This window comes from Corynebacterium sp. UMB2355A, from assembly GCF_033877495.1.
Classification (GTDB): Bacteria; Actinomycetota; Actinomycetes; order Mycobacteriales; family Mycobacteriaceae; genus Corynebacterium; species Corynebacterium pseudogenitalium.
Genome location: NZ_CP138855.1, coordinates 1,904,041 through 1,922,698 on the forward strand (window position 1 = coordinate 1,904,041; position 18,658 = coordinate 1,922,698).

At 61.4% G+C, this 18,658-nt stretch carries 19 protein-coding genes and 1 pseudogene; 12 read left to right on the plus strand and 8 right to left on the minus strand.

Annotation, left to right across the window (positions count from 1 at the left end):
* The first annotated feature begins 31 nt into the window (after positions 1-31).
* Together hpf and secA are read left to right on the plus strand one after the other, a co-directional pair.
* Positions 32-724 carry a ribosome hibernation-promoting factor, HPF/YfiA family gene (gene hpf, locus R0V12_RS08980; protein ID WP_070362946.1) on the plus strand — a complete coding sequence of 231 codons (693 nt, stop codon included), beginning with the start codon at positions 32-34 and terminating at the stop codon, positions 722-724.
* Between the two features lie 211 nt (positions 725-935).
* Positions 936-3,476, plus strand: coding sequence for a preprotein translocase subunit SecA (gene secA, locus R0V12_RS08985; protein ID WP_071572688.1), 2,541 nt, complete (start codon positions 936-938; stop codon positions 3,474-3,476).
* 34 nt (positions 3,477-3,510) lie between these two features.
* On the opposite strand, the gene R0V12_RS08990 is transcribed toward secA, so the two are convergent.
* Positions 3,511-3,918, minus strand: a complete 408-nt coding sequence (locus R0V12_RS08990; protein WP_071572687.1) for a hypothetical protein — start codon at positions 3,916-3,918, stop codon at positions 3,511-3,513.
* A gap of 151 nt (positions 3,919-4,069) precedes the next feature.
* On the opposite strand from R0V12_RS08990, the gene R0V12_RS08995 reads away from it, so the two are divergent.
* Together R0V12_RS08995 and R0V12_RS09000 are read left to right on the plus strand one after the other, a co-directional pair.
* Entirely contained in the window at positions 4,070-4,483 is a 414-nt protein-coding gene (locus R0V12_RS08995; RefSeq protein ID WP_070975921.1) for an HAD family hydrolase, read from the plus strand.
* Positions 4,483-4,977 (plus strand): DUF6912 family protein, encoded by a 495-nt coding sequence (locus R0V12_RS09000; protein ID WP_070362942.1) that lies wholly within the window; start codon positions 4,483-4,485, stop codon positions 4,975-4,977. The genes R0V12_RS08995 and R0V12_RS09000 overlap by 1 nt, the downstream gene beginning before the upstream one ends.
* Here R0V12_RS09000 and rsgA read toward each other — a convergent pair.
* Together rsgA and aroA are read right to left on the minus strand one after the other, a co-directional pair.
* Positions 4,951-5,969 (minus strand): annotated as a pseudogene (gene rsgA / locus R0V12_RS09005) (ribosome small subunit-dependent GTPase A). The gene R0V12_RS09000 and the pseudogene rsgA sit on opposite strands and share 27 nt — an antisense overlap.
* Positions 5,970-5,979: 10 nt before the next feature.
* Positions 5,980-7,248 carry a 3-phosphoshikimate 1-carboxyvinyltransferase gene (aroA, locus tag R0V12_RS09010; protein ID WP_320072494.1) on the minus strand — a complete coding sequence of 423 codons (1,269 nt, stop codon included), beginning with the start codon at positions 7,246-7,248 and terminating at the stop codon, positions 5,980-5,982.
* Positions 7,249-7,269: 21 nt separating this feature from the next.
* On the opposite strand from aroA, the gene R0V12_RS09015 reads away from it, so the two are divergent.
* Positions 7,270-7,917 (plus strand): SOS response-associated peptidase, encoded by a 648-nt coding sequence (locus R0V12_RS09015; protein WP_320072495.1) that lies wholly within the window; start codon positions 7,270-7,272, stop codon positions 7,915-7,917.
* Here R0V12_RS09015 and ybaK read toward each other — a convergent pair.
* Positions 7,914-8,381 carry a Cys-tRNA(Pro) deacylase gene (ybaK, locus tag R0V12_RS09020; RefSeq protein WP_320072496.1) on the minus strand — a complete coding sequence of 156 codons (468 nt, stop codon included), beginning with the start codon at positions 8,379-8,381 and terminating at the stop codon, positions 7,914-7,916. The genes R0V12_RS09015 and ybaK overlap by 4 nt on opposite strands.
* Before the next feature lie 45 nt (positions 8,382-8,426).
* Between ybaK and R0V12_RS09025 the strand changes: the two genes are divergently transcribed.
* From R0V12_RS09025 to R0V12_RS09035, 3 genes are all read left to right on the plus strand, one after another.
* Positions 8,427-9,038: a sigma-70 family RNA polymerase sigma factor gene (locus R0V12_RS09025; protein ID WP_176754820.1), complete on the plus strand. Its 612-nt coding sequence runs from the start codon at positions 8,427-8,429 to the stop codon at positions 9,036-9,038.
* Entirely contained in the window at positions 9,038-9,313 is a 276-nt protein-coding gene (locus tag R0V12_RS09030) for a hypothetical protein (RefSeq protein ID WP_311475231.1), read from the plus strand. The genes R0V12_RS09025 and R0V12_RS09030 overlap by 1 nt, the downstream gene beginning before the upstream one ends.
* Before the next feature lie 607 nt (positions 9,314-9,920).
* Positions 9,921-12,161 (plus strand): hypothetical protein, encoded by a 2,241-nt coding sequence (locus R0V12_RS09035; RefSeq protein WP_320072497.1) that lies wholly within the window; start codon positions 9,921-9,923, stop codon positions 12,159-12,161.
* 439 nt (positions 12,162-12,600) lie between these two features.
* Here R0V12_RS09035 and R0V12_RS11545 read toward each other — a convergent pair whose 3' ends face one another.
* Together R0V12_RS11545 and R0V12_RS09040 are read right to left on the minus strand one after the other, a co-directional pair.
* Positions 12,601-12,675 carry a 50S ribosomal protein bL37 gene (locus R0V12_RS11545; RefSeq protein WP_100227335.1) on the minus strand — a complete coding sequence of 25 codons (75 nt, stop codon included), beginning with the start codon at positions 12,673-12,675 and terminating at the stop codon, positions 12,601-12,603.
* 131 nt (positions 12,676-12,806) lie between these two features.
* The gene (locus R0V12_RS09040) at positions 12,807-13,070 is read right to left on the minus strand and encodes a WhiB family transcriptional regulator (protein ID WP_070362936.1); all 264 of its coding nucleotides are present in this window, start codon (positions 13,068-13,070) and stop codon (positions 12,807-12,809) included.
* Positions 13,071-13,534: 464 nt separating this feature from the next.
* On the opposite strand from R0V12_RS09040, the gene R0V12_RS09045 reads away from it, so the two are divergent.
* The gene (locus R0V12_RS09045; protein ID WP_240492735.1) at positions 13,535-13,990 is read left to right on the plus strand and encodes a hypothetical protein; all 456 of its coding nucleotides are present in this window, start codon (positions 13,535-13,537) and stop codon (positions 13,988-13,990) included.
* A gap of 56 nt (positions 13,991-14,046) precedes the next feature.
* On the opposite strand, the gene R0V12_RS09050 is transcribed toward R0V12_RS09045, so the two are convergent.
* Together R0V12_RS09050 and R0V12_RS09055 are read right to left on the minus strand one after the other, a co-directional pair.
* Positions 14,047-15,258, minus strand: coding sequence for an Rv3212 family protein (locus R0V12_RS09050; protein ID WP_256021666.1), 1,212 nt, complete (start codon positions 15,256-15,258; stop codon positions 14,047-14,049).
* Complete coding sequence (locus R0V12_RS09055) at positions 15,255-16,580, minus strand: DEAD/DEAH box helicase (protein ID WP_284804222.1); 1,326 nt, start codon at positions 16,578-16,580, stop codon at positions 15,255-15,257. The genes R0V12_RS09050 and R0V12_RS09055 overlap by 4 nt, the downstream gene beginning before the upstream one ends.
* Positions 16,581-16,638: 58 nt before the next feature.
* On the opposite strand from R0V12_RS09055, the gene R0V12_RS09060 reads away from it, so the two are divergent.
* From R0V12_RS09060 to R0V12_RS09070, 3 genes are read left to right on the plus strand one after another with little or no spacing between them, the layout of a single operon-like run.
* On the plus strand, positions 16,639-16,893 hold the full coding sequence (locus R0V12_RS09060; protein ID WP_240492734.1) for a DUF3107 domain-containing protein: 255 nt from the start codon (positions 16,639-16,641) through the stop codon (positions 16,891-16,893).
* Positions 16,894-16,913: 20 nt separating this feature from the next.
* A complete protein-coding gene (locus R0V12_RS09065) occupies positions 16,914-17,864 on the plus strand; it encodes a DUF3152 domain-containing protein (protein ID WP_256021669.1) in 951 nt (316 codons plus the stop codon).
* A 42-nt stretch (positions 17,865-17,906) separates the two neighbouring features.
* Complete coding sequence (locus tag R0V12_RS09070) at positions 17,907-18,650, plus strand: hypothetical protein (RefSeq protein WP_070362933.1); 744 nt, start codon at positions 17,907-17,909, stop codon at positions 18,648-18,650.
* The last annotated feature ends 8 nt before the right edge of the window (positions 18,651-18,658 follow it).

Consider the following 18,658-nt stretch of genomic DNA (forward strand, 5'->3'; position numbering starts at 1 on the left):
CCCAGTTCCAACAACGCTAGGGAGGAAGCAGATGACTTCTGCAGAGCACACCGACGGATTCGCACCAGCAGCCCAGGTTACGATTACTGGCCGTAACGTCGAGGTCCCAGAGCATTTCCAAGAGCGCGTCAACGCCAAGCTCGCCAAGATTGAGAAGCTTGATCCAACGTTGACGTTCTTCCATGTTGAGCTGCAGCACGAGCCGAACCCTCGTCGTGAGGCACAGGCACAGCGCGTGCAGATTACTGCGACCGGCAAGGGCCACCTGGCACGTGCGGAAGCCAAGGAAGACAGCTTCTACGCAGCGCTTGAGTCCGCGCTGGGTAAGCTGGAGCGCTCCTTGCGTAAGGTGAAGGTCCGCCGCGAGATTGCTCGTTCCGGCCACCGCGCACCGAAGTCCACCGGCGAAATCGCAGCTGAGCTTGCGCACGAGGCAGAGGATGCTCGCGCAAAGCAAGCGGAGGGCCAGTACGACACTGACCCGTACGCTGGCACCTTTGAGGATGCCCCGCTCGGCCAGGTTGTGCGTCGCAAGCTGCACCCGGATACCCCGATCAGCGTCGATGAGGCGCTCTCCGAGATGGAGCTGGTTGGCCACGACTTCTACCTCTTCATCGATGAAGAGTCGAAGCGTCCAGCAGTGGTCTACCGCCGCCACGCATACGACTACGGTCTGATCACCCTGGCTCCAGAAGATGAGGTCAAGGCAAACGACGAGAAGTAGCGTCGTCACTGTATGATTCGTCGCCTGCTTGTGTAAGCAAAAAGCTTGTACGGGCGGGCGGCGTTTTCACATTCTTTTCTTATTGATTCCACCAGTTGTGATTGCCTGTTTTCGTTGACGCGTGCGTACAATGGCCGATTGGTACATAAAAGCAGCGCGTAGAGCTGGCGTGATCGCTTTGTTTTTCTAACTTTTGAAGGATTCTAGAAACGTGTTTGGACTGTCGAAACTGCTGCGTGCGGGTGAAGGGCGTATGGTAAAACGCCTCTCGAAGATCGCTGATCAAGTCATGGATCTCGATGACGAGTACGCGGCACTCACAGATGACGAGTTGAAGGCCAAAACGGAAGAGTTTAAGCAAAAGATTGCCGACGGCGCTTCGCTCGACGACATTTTGCTCGATGCGTTCGCGACAGCCCGCGAAGCATCCTGGCGCGTGCTGGGGCAGAAGCACTACAAGGTGCAGATCATGGGCGGTGCCGCGCTCCACTTCGGTTCCGTCGCCGAGATGAAAACTGGTGAAGGTAAGACCCTGACCTCGGTGCTGCCTGCCTACCTCAATGGTTTGAGCGGCAAGGGCGTGCACATTGTTACCGTCAACGACTACTTGGCAAAGCGTGACGCCGAGATGATGGGTCGTGTCCACCACTTCCTGGGGCTCGACGTGGGTGTGATCCTGTCCGACATGCGCCCGCAGGAGCGCAAGAAGGCGTACGACGCGGCGATTACGTACGGCACCAACAACGAACTCGGCTTCGACTACCTGCGTGACAACATGACCCGTTCGGTCAACGACATGGTGCAGCGCGGCCACAACTTCGCCATCGTGGACGAGGTTGACTCGATTCTTATCGACGAAGCCCGTACCCCGCTGATTATTTCCGGCCCGGTTGATGGCTCCAGCCAGTTCTACACCGTGTTCGCGCAGCTCGCACCGCGTATGCGCGAGGGCATCCACTACGAAGTGGACCACCGCAAGCGCACCATTGGTATCTCCGAGGAAGGCGTGGAGTTCGTCGAGGACCAGCTGGGCATTGACAACCTGTACGCGCCTGAGCACTCGCAGCTGGTGAGCTACCTGAATAACGCTATTAAGGCGAAGGAACTCTTCGAGCGCGATAAGGACTACATCATCCGCCAGGGTGAGGTCATGATCGTCGATAGCTTCACGGGTCGCGTGCTGGCGGGCCGTCGCTACAACGAGGGTATGCACCAGGCGATCGAGGCGAAGGAAAACGTCGAGATCAAGAACGAGAACCAGACGCTGGCGACGGTGACGCTGCAGAACTACTTCCGTCTCTACGACAAGCTGGCTGGCATGACCGGTACCGCTGAGACTGAGGCGGCGGAGCTGCACCAGATCTACAAGATGGACGTTGTACAGATTCCACCGAACCGCCCGAACCAGCGCGTGGACCGCGACGACCTGATCTACAAGACGCAGGAAGCGAAGTTCGCCGCTGTTGCGGAGGATATTGCGGAGCACGTCGAGAAGGGCCAGCCGGTGCTGGTCGGTACCACCTCGGTGGAGCGCTCGGAGTACCTCTCGCAGCTGCTGACGCGCAAGGGCATTAAGCACAATGTGCTCAACGCGAAGCACCACGAGGAAGAAGGCCGCATTATCGCGGAGGCTGGTCTGCCGGCGAAGGTGACGGTCTCTACGAACATGGCTGGTCGCGGTACGGATATCGTGCTGGGTGGCAACCCGGAAATTCTGTTGGATGCGAAGCTGCAGGAGCAGGGCCTCGACCCGTTCGAGGATGAGGAGCGCTACCAGGAGGCGTGGAACGAGCAGCTGCCGAAGGCGAAGGAGCGCTCGAAGCAGCTCGGCGACGAAGTGCGTGAGGCCGGTGGCCTGTACGTGATCGGTACGGAGCGCCACGAGTCTCGTCGCATTGATAACCAGCTGCGTGGCCGTTCTGGCCGTCAGGGTGACCCGGGTGAGACCCGTTTCTACCTGTCGATGCGCGACGAGCTCATGGTTCGCTTCGTTGGCCAGTCGATGGAAAACATGATGAACCGCCTCAACGTTCCGGACGATGTTCCGATTGAGGCGAAGATGGTGTCGAATGCGATTAAGGGCGCGCAGTCGCAGGTTGAGAACCAGAACTTCGAGATGCGTAAGAACGTCCTGAAGTACGACGAGGTGCTCAACGAGCAGCGCAAGGTGGTCTACGGTGAGCGCCAGGAGATCTTGGCGTCGAAGGACATCAAGGATCAGGTCCGCCGCATGATCAGCTCGACTGTCGGCGCGTACGTGGATGGCGCGACGATGGAGGGCTACGTCGAGGACTGGGACCTGCAGGAACTCTGGCACGCACTCGAGTCCCTGTACGGCCCGTCGAAGACGGCCCAGGAGCTTATCGACGGCGACGAGTACGGCAAGCCGGGCGAGCTCACCGCTGAGCAGCTGCGCGAGGCACTCATCGACGACGCCCAGGCGCAGTACGATCAGCTCGAGGCGAACGTTGCCGAGATCGGCGGCGAGGAGCAGATGCGCAACGTGGAGCGTATGGTGATCCTGCCGATCATCGATACGAAGTGGCGTGAGCACCTCTACGAGATGGATTACCTCAAGGAGGGCATCGGCCTGCGTGCGATGGCGCAGCGCGACCCGCTGGTCGAGTACCAGAAGGAGGGCGGCGACATGTTCAACGCGATGAATGAGGCGATCCAGGAAGAGACGGTGCGTCAACTCTTCATGATGCGCAAGCAGTTCGAGTCGGCAGAAGACGAGACGGCGCAGGCCTAACCTCGTCCTGCACGCCCCGGCCGGTTGGTGTTCCTTAGAGAATCTTGAAGGACACCAGTCGGCCGTTGTCCATTTTTGCCACGAACCCGAAGCGCTTTTGCCCTGTAGCGACGGTGCCGAAGAACTCGCCGCCGTCGCGGGCGTGGCAGGTGACGATGCGCGGCGGGCCCGCGTGTTGTTGCTGGAAGCGACGGTAGGCGCGGACGTTGGTGCGGGCGGCCGTGGAAAAGCGGTCGGCGCGCAGTGCACGGAGGTTTGTGGCTCCGAAGCTTGCTGCGAGCGCTGTGCGCACGAGCGGGGCGACGTTGGATCCGGTGCGGCGAGGGTCGCTGGGTGAGTACCGTGCTTGGCGGCGGCGCGTTTCCGCTGCGCGTCCGGAGCGCTTCGGGGAGGGAACGAGCAGTTGAACGTGCTGGTGGCCAGGGGCGGGGTAGTAGGTCACGGCGGGGTCCTTTCGTATCGTTGTGCACGGTGCGGGGTGCTGGTAGGTAGTATTGTGCACGTTCGCGCCGTGAGGGCGCTAGAAGAATTTGCGCACTTTGGTGTGCACTGCAGAAGAACCGAAAACGAAGTACAGGAATTGAGGCGTCCAAATGCAGGGACTCATTATTGACTACGCAGGTGTGTTGGACCAGGACCCGGAGGACCAGCGCCGCTGGCAGCAGCTGATTGAGGCTGTGAAGGAGAAAGACAAGGCCGTAGGCATTTTGTCCAACGAGGAATCCGAGGGCCAAATGGCGGACGCGGTGCGGGACTGGGAGTTCCGCGGTGTCGTGGATGCGGTGGTGCTCTCCGGCGACATTGGTGCGGAGAAGCCGTCCCCGGCAGCATTCCAGGCCGCGGCGGATGCGCTGGATATTCCGCTCAATGACTGCGTCATGATCGACGACGACATCATGAACGTCCGCTCGGCCGTCGAGTGCGGCATGATCGCGATTTTGCACACGGCGTTTGACCGCACCGCGGTAGAGATCCAGACGCTGTTCAATATCGAGGGAGAGTTTTAATGCGTGTCTACATCCCCGCGACGTTCTCCATGGTAGAGGGACTCGCCGCAGACAAGGTGCTGCACCCGCGCAACGGGTGGGGCTTCGCCGCGACGACGGCGCTGCGCGAGTTCTTCACCTCCGGCGATGAGGAGGAGATCGAGGCAGTAGCGTTTGACGACGCCGCGCTGGCCTCCATCCGTCTGCTGGCGATTGGTGACCAGGATCGGTTCCCGCACCGCCGCGTGGTGATCTCCGCGGACGTGGACGCCGAGGAAGCCGATGACATGGGGGACTCCGTCGTGCGGGTGTCTGGGCCGGTGGCGCTGGAGGACGTTGCGGCGATCCATATCGACCTGGCGGAGGCAGAAGCGGCGACGGCGAAGGCCATCGAACACATCGACGCCGCAGACCTCGGGGACGAGGACGCGGAGCTGGCCGTCGGGGACGCGCAGGACAATTACCTGGCGTTTTACGACGTCAGCGAGTTACCGTTCCTCGTCGAGCTGCTTTAGATCCCACTCGTTGTTGGAGCGCAGCGCGCTGAGTAGGCGTCGCACGGCGGCGACGCGGCGCGACAGCGCCCCTCCCTCGAAGGCGTCCCAGGCGCACTCCGGGTCCGTGGGCGGGCGTGCGTGCAGCCGCGCGGGCAATCCTGGGCTGCCTCGGCGAGCTCGGGGAAGACGTCGATTACTTGGTCGGGGGAGACGTGCGCCAGGCCGAACGAGCGGATGCCCGGTGTGTCGATGATCCAGCCGCCGCCCGGAAGATCGAGCGCCACGGACTGCGTTGAGGTGTGGCGGCCTTTGCCCACGCCGGAGACGTCGCCGGTTTCGCGTTGCGCGTCCGGGACGAGGCGGTTGACCAGTGTCGACTTGCCCACGCCGGAGTGGCCGACGCAGGCCGATACGTGGTCGTTGAGGCGTTGTGTGAGTTGGTCGAGGGGGTCGTCGATACCTACGGTGAGGACTTCGACGTTGAGGTCCTTGATTTCTGCGATGAACTCGTCGGGGCGCGCGAGGTCCGTTTTTGTCATGCAGACAATGGGGCGCACCCCGCCGACGAATGCGGCGATGAGCGCGCGCTCCACAAGCCCGGTGCGTGGCGGCGGGTCGGCGGCGGCGACCACGATGAGCAACAGCTCCGCGTTGGCGACGACGACACGCTCGAAGGGGTCGGTGTCGTCCGCGGTGCGGCGCAGGACCGAGGTGCGGTCGGCGCGCAGCACGATGCGGGCGAGCGTGTCCTTGCGCCCGCTGGTATCACCCACGACGCTGACTCGGTCGCCGACCTCGATGCTGGTGCGCTTCAGGTGGCGCGCTCGCATGCAGGCAACCAGCGTGCCGTTATCCAGCATGACACCCCAGCGCCCCCTATCCTTCGTGACCACCATCCCGGTGAGCGCGTCCTCGTAGGAGGGGCGGTCCTTGGTGCGGGGGCGCGAGCCGCGGCCGGGCCGGACGCGGACGTCGGATTCGTCGTAATCGCTGAACTTGCGGCGTGCCATGGGGTTCTTTCTATGCTTCTTCGTGCTGGAGTGCGGTGTGCCACATCGTGGGGAAGTCGGGCAGGGTCTTTGCCGTCGTTGCGATGTTTTCCACCTGCACACCCGGGGTGGTCAGGCCGATGATGGCGCCGGCGGTGGCCATGCGGTGGTCGTCGTAGGAGTGCCACGTGCCGCCGTGGAGGGGCTGTGGGTGGATACGGAGGCCGTCGTCAAGCTCTTTGCAAGCGCCGCCAAGCCTGTTGATTTCGGTGGTGAGCGCCGCCAGCCGGTCCGTTTCATGCCCGCGCAGGTGCGCGATGCCGGTCAGCTCCGATGGGGTCGCCGCCTGCGTGGCCAGCGCCGCGACGGTCGGGGTGAGCTCGCCGATGTCTCCCATGTCTAGTCTGATGCCTTGCAGGGCGCCCGGGGTCGGGCCCTGCACGCGCAGTGAGTTGCCGGAAAGTTCGACCTCGCAGCCCATTTGCGCCAGGATGTCGCGGATTACGTCGCCAGCCTGCGTCGTCTGCGTTGGCCAGTGCTCGATGCGCACCTCGCCGCCGGTGATGGCAGCGGCGGCCAAAAACGGCGTCGCGTTCGACAGGTCCGGCTCAATCTCCCAGCGCCTCCCGCGGATCTCCTGCGGGGCGACGTGCCAGGTCGCGTCCTCACACTGCGTCTCGACGCCCGCTTCGCGCAGCATTGCCACCGTCATATCAATATGCGGCATGGATGGCAGCGAGTCGCCCGTGTGGGTGATGGTGACGCCTTGCTCGAAGCGCGCCGCGGCAAGCAGCAGTCCGGAGACGAACTGGGAAGACCCGGAGGCGTCAATGCTGACGTCCCCGCCTGCGACAGTGCCGGTGCCGTGGACAGTGAAGGGGAGGCGCTCCCCGTCGATATCGGCGCCGAGCTGGCGCAGCGCATCCAGGATGGTGCCCATCGGCCGGGTGCGAGCGTGCGGGTCGCCGTCGAAGCGGGTGGTGCCGTGCGCGAACGCCGCCACTGGTGGCACGAAGCGCATCACGGTGCCTGCCAGGCCGCAGTTGATGTCGCCGCCGCGCAGCGGTGCTGGCTGGACGTGGACGGTGTCGCCGTCGTGGGTGAACTGTACGCCGAGGGCAGCCAGGGCCGCCTCCATGAGGTCGGTGTCGCGGGAGCGCAGCGCCCCGACGAGCGTCGACGGGCTGGAGGCCAGCGCCGCGAGAATATAGGCGCGGTTCGTCATGGATTTCGACCCCGGCAGCGCGAGTGTGGCGCGGACGGGGTCGGCAACGGAGGGGGCTGGCCACAAGTCAGTCATGCCGTACATCATAATGGAGGAATGTGTGGCCGTTTCGTTTTGTTTAGCACCGGCGAGCAACTCCTCGGATTCGTCGGCTCTCTCCCAGGCGTGCGCGAAGTTGTAGCGCCCGACGGCACGCCACCCGCCCGCTACAACGTCGCGCCGACGCACCAAGTACCCATCGTGCGCTTCCACGAACACGAGGCGCTCGTCCAAGCCGCGCGCTGGGGCCTTCTCCCGAGCTGGAAGCGCGACGACTCCGGCCCGCCACTGTTCAACGCGCGCGGGGAGACCGTCGCGGAGAAGCCGTCGTTCCGTAGCGCAATGCGCTCGCAGCGCGGCATCATGCTTCTCGACGGCTACTACGAATGGCACGAAAAACAGCCCTACTACGTCACCCCGGAGTCCGGGATGCTCGTCGCCGCCGCACTGTGGGACACCGGCGCTAACCGGCTTTCGACGACAATGGTCACCACCGACGCCGCCGAGCGCATCGCGTGGCTACACCACCGGCTCCCGCTGTTCCTCTTGCCTGAGGAAATCGAGCAGTGGACACAAGGCACAACAGAAGAGGCCCAAGAGCTCATCTCTCCCTCGCGCGTGGCACCGCAGCTGCAATGGCATGCGGTTGGGCGCGAGGTGGGCAACGTCCGAAACGATTCGCCCGAGCTCATCCAACCGATCTAGGCGCCGATCGGCGCGAACTTCCCGGACGTCAGCTTCGCCAGGTCACCCGGGGCCAGTTGCACGGATAGCCCCCGCTGACCGGCGGAGACGGTGATGGCGTCGAGGGATTCGATGGTGGCGTCGAGAAGCACTGGGAGCCTCTTGAGCGTGCCCAACGGCGAGATGCCACCCACGACATAGCCCGTGGCGTGCTCAGCCTGGGTGAGCTCCGCCATCGCAGCCTTCTTCCACCCCAGCGCCTTCGCTGCTGCCTTCAAACTCAGGTGCCCAGAGACCGGCACGCAGCACAGAGCGAGCTTCTTCGGGTCCTGCACATTCGACACCACCAGCGTCTTGAGCACCGTCGTAGGATCAAGTCCCAGCTCATGGGCCGAATGCTCACCGAAATTATCCTGGCTCGCGGCGTACTCCAACACCTTATGAGGAGTCTTCGCCACAACTCTCAAAGCACGAGTTCGTTGCATACAGACGATGCTACGTCGCGCGCCCGGCTGGCTACAATGGCCCCTATGGCCGAAACAGACCTCAAAACACGCTTTACTGAGGAAGCGATGCCGCTGCTAGACCAGCTCTACGGCGGCGCGCTGCGGATGACCCGCAACCCCCAAGACGCCGAAGACCTCGTGCAAGAGACCTTCTTGAAGGCGTACAACGCATTCGACAGCTTCAAACCAGGCACCAACCTGAAGGCGTGGATGTACCGAATCATGACGAACACGTACATCAACTCCTACAGAAAGAAGAAGCGCCGACCACTGGAAACCTCGGCCGAGGACGTGACCGACCACCAGCTGTACACCACAAGCTCGCACGATTCGACCGGCCTCGAATCAGCGGAGGTTGAGGCGCTCAAGGCGATGCCGAACTCGCGGATCAGCGAAGCGCTCAACGCGCTGAATGAGGACTACCGCATGGTGGTCTACTACGCGGACGTCGAAGGCATGGCGTACAAGGAAATCGCCGAAGTGATGGACATTCCGCTGGGGACCGTCATGAGCCGACTGCACCGTGGAAGAAAACAATTGCGCGAGATGTTGAAAGACGTGGCACATGAACAGGGCATCGGGCTCGACCATGCGGATATGGCGGAGTTGAAGCAGCAGAAGGTGGAGGAGAAGTAATGGCAACAGAACATAACCACGCAAGCGAAACTGACTGCCGCGGCATGCACCAGCTGCTGTGCGAGCTGTTCCAGCCGGACACGCCACCTGAGCGCGTGGCCGCCATCCGAAAAGAATTAGCGAGCTGCCCTGACTGCCTCCGCCAGCTTGAATCGGAGGAAGCGATCCGTGGCCTTGTGCGCGACTGCTGCGGGCAGGCCCACGCGCCACGGGTATTGAGGGAGCGGATTATCACCTCAATTTCCTACACAGAGGTGCGTATTCAGCGGCGTTAAATGCCGCGTGTTGGCGTTGTTTGCCGGGCCCGAACCAGTACAAGCATCATGCTGGTTCGGGCCTTTCATACTTTCGACCCAACCCAACGGGGGTAAAACACGGGGGTAGTAACTGTTCAACGATCACGAAAAGGTCTGCCTAACGCATCCATAGGGCCTAAGTTTGGCTACACCAGACCACGAAAGGTTTTAGGTATAAAAAGGTTGTGCATTAACAGCGTCGGCGACACGTGCCGAATGACACATGTCGTGCCTGGTAATCCCGATTTGTTAAGTATTCTCTTACCCACTGTTGCACTAGAGCGCATAATATACGGGTGGGTTGATTGTTGAACACCCATCGACAGGTGTCGGTGGGTTTGTTGAACATGTTGGGTTTGCTGCGATGGTTTCTGAGTGTTTTTTAAGCTATGTGTGCAGGTTGTAGGGCTAGATGTGTTGAACAATCCGGGTTTTGTAGGCGTGTTTTTGCCTGTTTGGTTGGGGCGTTGTGGGCTGATTAGCCATGTATAGTTGCGGTGCATAAACTTGGGGGCAGAACAACGAAGGGTTTCATGTTCCACCGGTTGGGTGGTGCGTGATGGAAGGTATAAGGATTGTGACAACGATGATGAACAGCATTGCACGGAAGGTATGCGTAGCAGCGTGTGTGTTGGCCGTTGCGGCTAATGGTGCACAGGTTGCTCACGCGGAGATGGCTGTTGCTGACTCGTCGGTCACAGTGACCGCTGACGGGCCGGGTGCGGTCTTTCACAACTCGGTAACACAGCCGGGTCGTATTTCGACGTTGAAGTTTACGGATGCCCGCTCCATTGCTGGCAGCCAGGAGTCCTCACTGTATGTGGACCTGCGTGCCGATGGTGCGTTGGTGGATTTAGAGGCTGGCCTTAACGTGGATACGCACCGTGATGGTAACACCCAGGTGGTCATCTACCGCGGTGAAGACCAGGGCGCTGGTGTGTCGGTCGAGCGTGAATACCGCTTTGATGGCAACCGTGTCGATGTCATTGTGCGGGTGACCAACAACAAGGATTCCTCGGCGTTTGTGCAGGCGGATCTGACGAATCAGATTAACTCCCAGGTCGGGCTTTCCGGCTCCTATGATGATGGGAAGTTTGTTGTTGCCCCGGCACAGCTTGGCTATGAGACTGCGGTGTCGTTCGATAATGCAACCTCGTCTGGTGTAGCCGATGCGTTCCAGCGCACCACGGCCGCCGGTGAGGTTGGGTTTGTGGATCCGGCAGGGGCCAGCTTCCAGCGTGGTCGTTGGTTTGAGCGCATTGATGCTGGCGCAACGTTGACTGCTGCCATGCACATGGAGGTTACAACCCAAGACAGTGCTGTTGATTCTGATGGTGACGGTCTGCCGGATGTCTGGGAGCGTGAAGGGGTTACCCTAAGCGACGGTACGGCCATGCCACTGAACGAGTGGGGTGCTGATCCAGAGCGACCGGATTTGTTCCTGCAGCTTAATTGGATGAATTCGCAGTGGCAGCAGGCCGGGTGCGATAAGGCGGGTGCGGATGCTGATGTGTGTGCGCAGCTGTCGACGGCAAGCTACCGGCCAAGTCGCGATATTTTGCAGCAGCTGGTGGACCGCTTCGATCAGTACGGGGTCAACCTGCACATTGATGCGGGTGATACGTACACCAACATTGTCAACTACCCGACTCGTCACGGTGGGCAGACTGAGCCGTATGCACCGTACTACTTTGAGGGCACGGTGCCTGGTATGAAGCTGGTCGAGAATATTGACACGATGCTGGGTGCTCGTGCGGCAGTCTTCCGCGTTGGTGTTATTGGCGATCAGATGCAGCGTGGCCACTGGGGTACCGGCTTGGCTTTGGTTGCGGATAACTCGTTTTATGTTGCCAAGCATGAGCGTATGCGCAGCGATGATCAGCTGCGTAACACGATCATGCACGAGCTGGGCCACACCTTGGGGTTGAATCATAATGGTTCGATGAAGTTCGCCAACGAGGTCCCGCAGTCGGATTACCTGCCGAACTACTACTCGGTGATGAACTACCTCTACCAGTTCACCCACTTTAACTACTCGGATGAAGAAGCCGTCTCCGGTGGCCCACTGCCGGAGGTGTGCAACCAGCCAGGCATGGACTGCTACAAAGGTGACTACCGTGTGCCAGCTGACTGGGACAACTTGATGATTAACACCGGCAAGATTGGTAAGGATTACAACTCCACGATCGGTGCTGCCGGTGGCAAGGTTGATGCCAAGGCATTGGCTGCCCAGCAGGAAGCGATGCAGGCGGCAGAAGATGCGCAGGGTTCTGTCAAGGTTGCTGTTGCTGATTCCCCGCAGCTTCACCGTGGTGAGAATACGGTGAGCTTGAAGGTTGCAAATCCTGGGTTGGATGCAGCCCGGATGCGCCTTGAGGTGATCTACCCGTCTGGGAAGGCCGAGCAGGTTGTCACGGTTGCTGGTCAAGGAGAGGCGACGGTGGAGTTGCCGGTGACGGTGGGTGTGGTCAAGACGTCGTCGTTGCCGTTGGATGTGCGTGTGGTCAATGAGGATGGTTCGCAGGCGTTTGCTGGCCGGTTTGATGTTGCCGCGGTCATGGATGCTGATGTTGATGGTGATGCGATGGCTGGTGCGCCGCGTAAACCGCAGCACAATGCGCAGACTGCGCCGACGACGACGGCGAAGGCTGGTAAGCATGAGTCCTCGCAGTTGACCACGCAGCGTCCAGCACCGAGTGCTGGTGATGTAAGTGGTGCGCCTGCTGGTGAGACGAATATCGCGGCGATTGTTGCTCCGATTGTGGTGCTGCTGCTGTTAATTGGTGGTGGTGTTGCTGCTGCGATGTCTGGTGGTCTGCACTTCTAAACAAAGGGTAGTGGGCCGTGGGGCTTGTGATACCGGGAGTGTTCCTGGTGGCACAGGCCCCTTCTTTGTTGTTGTGCGGGGTTCAGGATAGTTCCCCGAAGATCAGTGAAACCGGGAACAATCTTCGTAGACAGTCGTCGCGACTTGGAGAAACGCCGGTGCTGGTCGACCGGAACCGGCCCCAGATGCAAAATGGTTCCCGGGCGTGGGAACTATTTTCTAGTGGCGCGCGGGGCATCAGCAGGTGGCGCACCTAATTCCGGGTTTTGCGGCCCGTCGTTGCGAGAGCTTGCTGGTCGCGTCTGCATGCGGTAGGAATGTGGTGCCCAGCCACCACACAGGCAACCAAAACACCCCGCAATGCCAGCGGACCAGGGCACGAAAAAACTCCCCATCGGCGTGGACTCATGGTCCTTGCCGATGGGGAGTGTTCGCGTTCTTATGCGTTTGGGCGCTTACCGCGGTTCGCGCTCTTCTTGCGACGGTCCTTACGCTTACGGCCACGCTTGCTCATGGTGCCTCCTTTAAATAGCGATGAATTAGGTGCAAACCTAGTTACGAAGTATTCAGTTTATCGTTGTTGCCGCAGTGCGGTGAAATCCCCCGAGGAAATTCTGCGAGAGGCACCGGCAATAGCCGTAGAGCTTAGGCCGACAGGCGTGCGCGGTTGCGCGCGCGGGCCTTGTTGCGGCGCTTCAGTGCGCGACGCTCTTCCTCAGAAAGGCCACCCCAGACGCCGGCGTCTTGGCCGGTTTCCAGTGCCCACTTCATGCAGTGGGAAGTGACTGGGCAGCGGTTGCAAACAAGCTTCGCTTCAGCGATCTGTGCGAGTGCAGGGCCGGAGTTGCCGACAGGGAAGAAGAGTTCTGGGTCTTCGTCGCGGCAAACGGCTTCGTGGCGCCAATCCATAATAAGTACTCCTTCAAGTTCAGAATGCGTCGTGACTATGTATTTTTGCGCACCACATTTGTCGCCCTTGAGGGGGCGTGTTGCAAACTAAGTTTGATTCCATTGCCTGGGCGAGTGCATCGCGTTGCGCGAGACTCCACTTCCGGACCTGGCGTTAACCCTGTGGTGACTTGGGGTTAAGGGCTGTGAAACCAGCCCGTAATTTTTGCTACTCGAGAATGATGGCACGGTTTTGAGCTTTCCGCTAGGGTTCTGGGCAAAAGTGTGATTGGAATCATATGGATTGTATTCATTGTTGCCGCTCATATGTGGTGTGAGTTTCCTGTGATAGAGCGCTCTTAGCGCCCTGAGCTGCATATATAAGAAGATAATTAGCTGACATATGTGTTCGCTAAGGTCAAATCGGCAATCGTCTGCACCGCAACTGGTGTCGGAATCTGGCCCTGATCATTAGACTCCGTTGTGTGAACAGCAAAGAAAACTCATTGGACCACCCTGGCGTTCCGGGCATGCTGCGGTTCGGAGCGGTCGTCGTGTTGCTGCAGTGCTTGGCGATGCTCGGCTACATCATCATGCTGATCTACGCCCAGATTGAAGGCATTAGCGATAGCAGCATTGAATCGAGCGCGGAAGCAAGCCACTACGTGGCGTTGGGCACGGCGGTGTTCCTTGCCATCGTCTTCGGTTTTGTCGCGTTTGTGGCTATCTCGACGCTGCGGGGACGGCCAAGGGGCTCGGGCGCGATCGTGCTCATCGAGGCGATCCTGCTCGGTGTGGCGTTTTATATGTTCCTCGGGGGCGCGCACCTACTCAGTGCGGCGACGGCGCTTTCGGCGGTGCTCGTGTTGATTACGGTGTTCCACCCGGCGTCAGCGGCCTACCAAGAGGCGATGTACGAACTGAAAAAGGCCCGCCGCTAGCGAAGCTAACAAAGCTACCAGGCGACGGGCGCGGGGGATCGGGGTGCTGCGCGACGCTAGGAGAGGTTCGTGTTGAGAACGACGATCTCCTCGCCGCGCTTTTCTACGATCGTGGTGCCGGCGGAGTCGATGTAGACGGGGCCGGTGTATCCGCCACGATCGACGGGGATGATCTTCTCCACCTTGTTGTCGTCCCAGTTGGCGACGGCGATGCCGGTGTCGGAGGCGTAGAGCAGGCGCTCGCCGGCGGGGAAGCCGGTGCCAAGCGCGCCCTGGAACACGCCGGTAACGCTCAGGCGGGAGGGTTCCATGAGCAGCAGGGTGTCGCCTTCGTGGTACGTCATGTGGTGGGGCAGGTCGGCGACGGGGAGGACGTCGACAATTTGGTCAATCTTCTGCGGGCCGTCCAGTGGCGGGATTTCGGAGGCGGCGAGGTCGTTGCCGTCCTTGTCGTAGGTGCGGACTTTGTGGCTGTCTGGGTCGTAGATCGCGGCCGCGTCCTGGGACACCGCGACGAGGTAGGCGTTCTCGGAGATGTCGACGCTTTCGTACATCTCGGGTTCGCGGGAGTCCTCGGGGGTGGTGTTCTGGAACTTGAGCTTGGGGCCGTCGTCGCAGTACTCCGTGGTCGCCATAATGTCGGTGCGGGTCAGTGCGGAGTTGATGGTGCAGGACTCTGGCTGCATGTCCGGCTCCTGCGGGGCCTCGTTGTAGCCGTATTCGACGGTCTTGACCATGTCGGAGCGCCACAGCTCGACGCGGTGGGAGCTGACGTAGCCGACGCGGTCGTTGGACTGCACACGTGTGATCACTTCGGGGGCGATGGCGGAGCGTGTGCCTGCGTACTCGCCGGTGAGCGCGTTGATCGTGACGACGTCCCCACAGCCAGCATTGTCGCGGTATGCGGCGACGACCTTGTCCCACGCATGGCCGAGCAGGCATAGCTCGTTTGGGCGTTTGTAGGTCCAGGCGGTGTCGCCGGCTGGCGTGGTGGCGGTGATGGTGCCGTCGTTGTAGGTGATGATCATGCCTGCAGCGATCACGGGTTGGACGCCGGGGGAGGTGTCCGGAAGGCGGAAGGCTTCCTCGACCTTCGAGGGGACGACGGCGAGGCGTCCCGCGTTCTCATATTCCTCCGCCGCCGGCTCCAGGTGAGAGCTGCGGATCGGTGCGGTGAAAAACGCGATGGCAAGGAGGATGATTGCGATCGCGGTGATGACTGCGGTCGCGATCAAGTCGTTGCGGGTGCGACGTAGGGGCTGACTCAACGCCGTTTCCTTCCTGAGCGGTTCGTTCCACGTCTCGTGGAGGGTGTTCTCTCGCCCGAGCGTTGCGGGCGTGCTCCGAGCACTTTACGCGGTTTGCCCACCGTGGATAAAGCCGAGTCCGGAATGTCCAGGGCCTCGAAGAGCTCTTCGGAGGTGGAAAACCACGTTGGGGGCTGGGGCTTGTCGAGGGAAAGTTCCTCGTTGATTGCTTCCCATTTCGCTGTTTCGTCGAGGTCGGCCATGGTCACGGCGGTGCCGGAGTGGCCTGCGCGCCCGGTGCGGCCGATGCGGTGGACGTAGGTCATTGGGTCGTCGGGGACTTGGTAGTTGATCACGTGGGTGACGTCGTCGACGTCGATGCCGCGCGCTGCAACATCGGTGGCGACGAGGATCTCGACGTCCCCTTCGCGGAAGGCGTTCAGGGAGGCCTCGCGCGCACCTTGTCCAAGGTCGCCGTGGACGGCACCGACGGAGAAGCCACGCTGGCCGAGGTCGTCTGCGACGCGCGCGGCGGAGCGCTTCGTGCGGGTAAAGATGATGGTTTTGCCGCGGCCGTTGGCCTGCAGGACGCGCGCGAGCACCTCGGGTTTGTCCATGTGGTGGGCGTAGAACACGACCTGTTTGGTGCTTTCGTGGGTGGAGGCGGCTTCCTCGCCTTGCTCGGCGCGGATGTGGATCGGCGTGTTCATCTTGGAGCGCGCCAGCTGCAGGATCTGGCCGGGCATGGTCGCGGAGAACAGCATCGTTTGCAGTTGGTCAGGTAGGGCGGACCACAGCGTTTCGATGTCGGGCAAAAAGCCCATGTCGAGCATCTCGTCGGCTTCGTCGAGGACGAGGATCGCGACGTGGCCGAGTTGGAGTTCGCCCTGGTGGTAGAGGTCGATGAGGCGGCCGGGCGTGCCCACGACGACGTCGACGCCCTTGTGTAGTGCGTCAATCTGCTCCTGGTAGGGCCGCCCGCCGTAGATGGTGGCGACGCGCACCGGGGTGTACTTCGCTGCCCGCTCCAGGTCGTCGCCGACCTGCACAGCGAGCTCGCGGGTGGGGACGACCACGAGGGCGCGGGGTGTGCCGTCGAGTTCGGCGATGGTGGCGTCGTCAAATACTCGGTCGAGCAACGGGATGCCGAAGCCGTAGGTTTTGCCCATTCCCGTGCGGGCTTGGCCGATGATGTCGCGGCCGTCGAGCGCGAGGGGGATTGCAAGTTCCTGGATGGAAAATGTGCGATGGATATCGAGCTTCTCGAGGGCATCGATGAGTTCGGCGGCGACCCCTAGCTCATGAAAATCGGGTGACTGTTCTCTAGCAGCTGATTTGGACACGCCCTCATCTTAGCTGTAGGCCGTTACAATGGATTGACATCCGTGAAGATGAACAAAGATGAACAACGATAAGGACGGAAACGAACATATGGATATCAAGATCGGTCTTGCAGACACCGCACGTGAGCTCTCCATCGCGATTGCTGAGGGGCATGAGAATGTGCTCAATACGGTGAAGCAGGCGATTGAGGACCAAACTCCGACGGTGACGCTGGAGGATGACAAGGGTAAGAAGTACTTGGTGCGCACCGAGAAGATTGCGTACGTTGAGCTTGGCTCTGCGCAGGCTCGTTCCGTTGGGTTCATGCGTTAAAACCCGCTACATTTACGACCATGAAGAACAATCACGACACCGACGTTTTCGAGGATTGGGACTTTGAGGACGACGGTGAGTTCACCGCGGTAGACCCGGAAGCGGAGGGTCGGCTTGTGCGCTTCGCCCGCGAGTACGGGTGGCGCGCCTACGCGATTCCGGTGTTGGCTGTGCTGACGGTGTTCGTGATTGTGAACATGCTGCAAAACCCCGACGGGGAGGTGTTTGCGGGAAGCGCTGGTGAGAGCGCGATCGAGCAGCCTGACGGTGACGAGGCCTCGCGCACGGTGAGTGTGCTGCCGGAAGGCCAGCAGGACGTACTGCAGTTGCCGCCGGGTGGCCCGTTTACGGAGACTGGGGAGGGCACCTTTTACGAGGTTGGCCACCCTGGGATGCAGGCTGGCAAGGGGGATGAGCTCACGGTTCGCTTTGTTGTCGAGGTGGAGCATGGGCTCGATACGGCACTGTACGGGGGCAATGAGGCCGTCGCCGCGCTTGTCGACGCCACCTTGAGCGACCCCCGTGGCTGGACCAACGACCCGCGCTTCCGGTTTGAACACGTCACGGCGGCCGATGAGCCATCGCTGAAGATTCGGCTCGCGTCCGCGGCGACAACACGAGAGCTGTGCGGCGTGCACCTTGAAATGGAGACCAGCTGCCGCACCCGCGTGACCGGCGAGGACACGGTCATTTTGAACGAGGCCCGCTGGGTCCGGGGCGCTGCGCCGTATGAGGGGGATCTGGGTCGCTACCGCCAGTACCTGATCAATCACGAGGTTGGCCATGCGCTCGGCTTCGCGCACCACGAGCCGTGCCCGGAAAATGGCGTGCTGGCGCCGGTGATGATGCAGCAGACGCTGAGCTTGAACAATGCGCAGCTGTACTCCTTTGATAAGGAAGAGGTGTACCCGGATAACCAGGACACCTGCAGGTCGAACCCGTGGCCGTACCCGCGCCCGGCAGTGTTGTAAGTGCTGTAGGTAGAGACAGACGAGAGGAAGGCGAGCTGCGCTGTGACTATTCCCGAGCATGTGTTGTCGGCGTTTCAGGTTGATGGGGAGTCGGTGTCGGCACCTGATGTTGCCTGGGGTGAGGCGAAGAAATTTGGGCGCATTGTGATTTCGCAGGCTGCGCCGACGGCGGCGTGGTCGGGCAAGGTGCGTGAGCGCATCGCTGACCACCTTGAGGGGGTGCATGTTGCGCGCCCGGTGCGTGCGACGGACGGGCGCTTCGTGGTGGCTGGCTTCGTGGCCAACGAGTTCTCGCCGGGTGCGCCGGCGGCCCGCGTGGATGAGGCCGTGGCGGCGGCGCTTGCGCTGGAGCGCGCGCTGCAGCAGGCCGAGGTGGCGCAGGAGCTGCCCGAACGCGATAGCTCTGACGTGATCGCAGAGGCGGATCGCGGTGCGTGGAAGGGCCACGAGGATGCCAGTGCTGAGGGGCTGTGCGTGGCGCACGTGGACGTGCTCTCCCACACGCTGTTTTCGGGCTATGCCGCGCCCGTGTTGACGGATCTTGTGCCTTCGGCGCGGCTTCGCCCGAGGGGGTACTCGGCTGCCGTCGTAATTGTCGACGCCCTGCTCGCCGGGGCTGTCGATCCGCGAATCGTGGAGCGCTGGTCCCACATTCCGGACCTTGTGTTCCTGGCGGGGCGCGCGTTGGATTTCCGGATGCGGATGGCGCAGCACGACGGAACGTTCCAGAATGCGAACGCGCGTTCGAAGTTTTCGGAGGTTTCCGAGCTCCTTATGTCCCGCTAGCATGCCAC

Coding starts and splice junctions, on each gene's coding strand:
- hpf (WP_070362946.1), top strand. CDS start 32: ATGACTTCTGCAGAGCACACCGACGGATTCGCACCAGCAGCCCAGGTT.
- R0V12_RS08995 (WP_070975921.1), top strand. CDS start 4,070: ATGCAGGGACTCATTATTGACTACGCAGGTGTGTTGGACCAGGACCCG.
- R0V12_RS09000 (WP_070362942.1), top strand. CDS start 4,483: ATGCGTGTCTACATCCCCGCGACGTTCTCCATGGTAGAGGGACTCGCC.
- aroA (WP_320072494.1), bottom strand. CDS start 7,248: ATGACTGACTTGTGGCCAGCCCCCTCCGTTGCCGACCCCGTCCGCGCC.
- R0V12_RS09015 (WP_320072495.1), top strand. CDS start 7,270: ATGTGTGGCCGTTTCGTTTTGTTTAGCACCGGCGAGCAACTCCTCGGA.
- ybaK (WP_320072496.1), bottom strand. CDS start 8,381: ATGCAACGAACTCGTGCTTTGAGAGTTGTGGCGAAGACTCCTCATAAG.
- R0V12_RS09025 (WP_176754820.1), top strand. CDS start 8,427: ATGGCCGAAACAGACCTCAAAACACGCTTTACTGAGGAAGCGATGCCG.
- R0V12_RS09030 (WP_311475231.1), top strand. CDS start 9,038: ATGGCAACAGAACATAACCACGCAAGCGAAACTGACTGCCGCGGCATG.
- R0V12_RS09035 (WP_320072497.1), top strand. CDS start 9,921: ATGATGAACAGCATTGCACGGAAGGTATGCGTAGCAGCGTGTGTGTTG.
- R0V12_RS09040 (WP_070362936.1), bottom strand. CDS start 13,070: ATGGATTGGCGCCACGAAGCCGTTTGCCGCGACGAAGACCCAGAACTC.
- R0V12_RS09060 (WP_240492734.1), top strand. CDS start 16,639: ATGAACAACGATAAGGACGGAAACGAACATATGGATATCAAGATCGGT.
- R0V12_RS09065 (WP_256021669.1), top strand. CDS start 16,914: ATGAAGAACAATCACGACACCGACGTTTTCGAGGATTGGGACTTTGAG.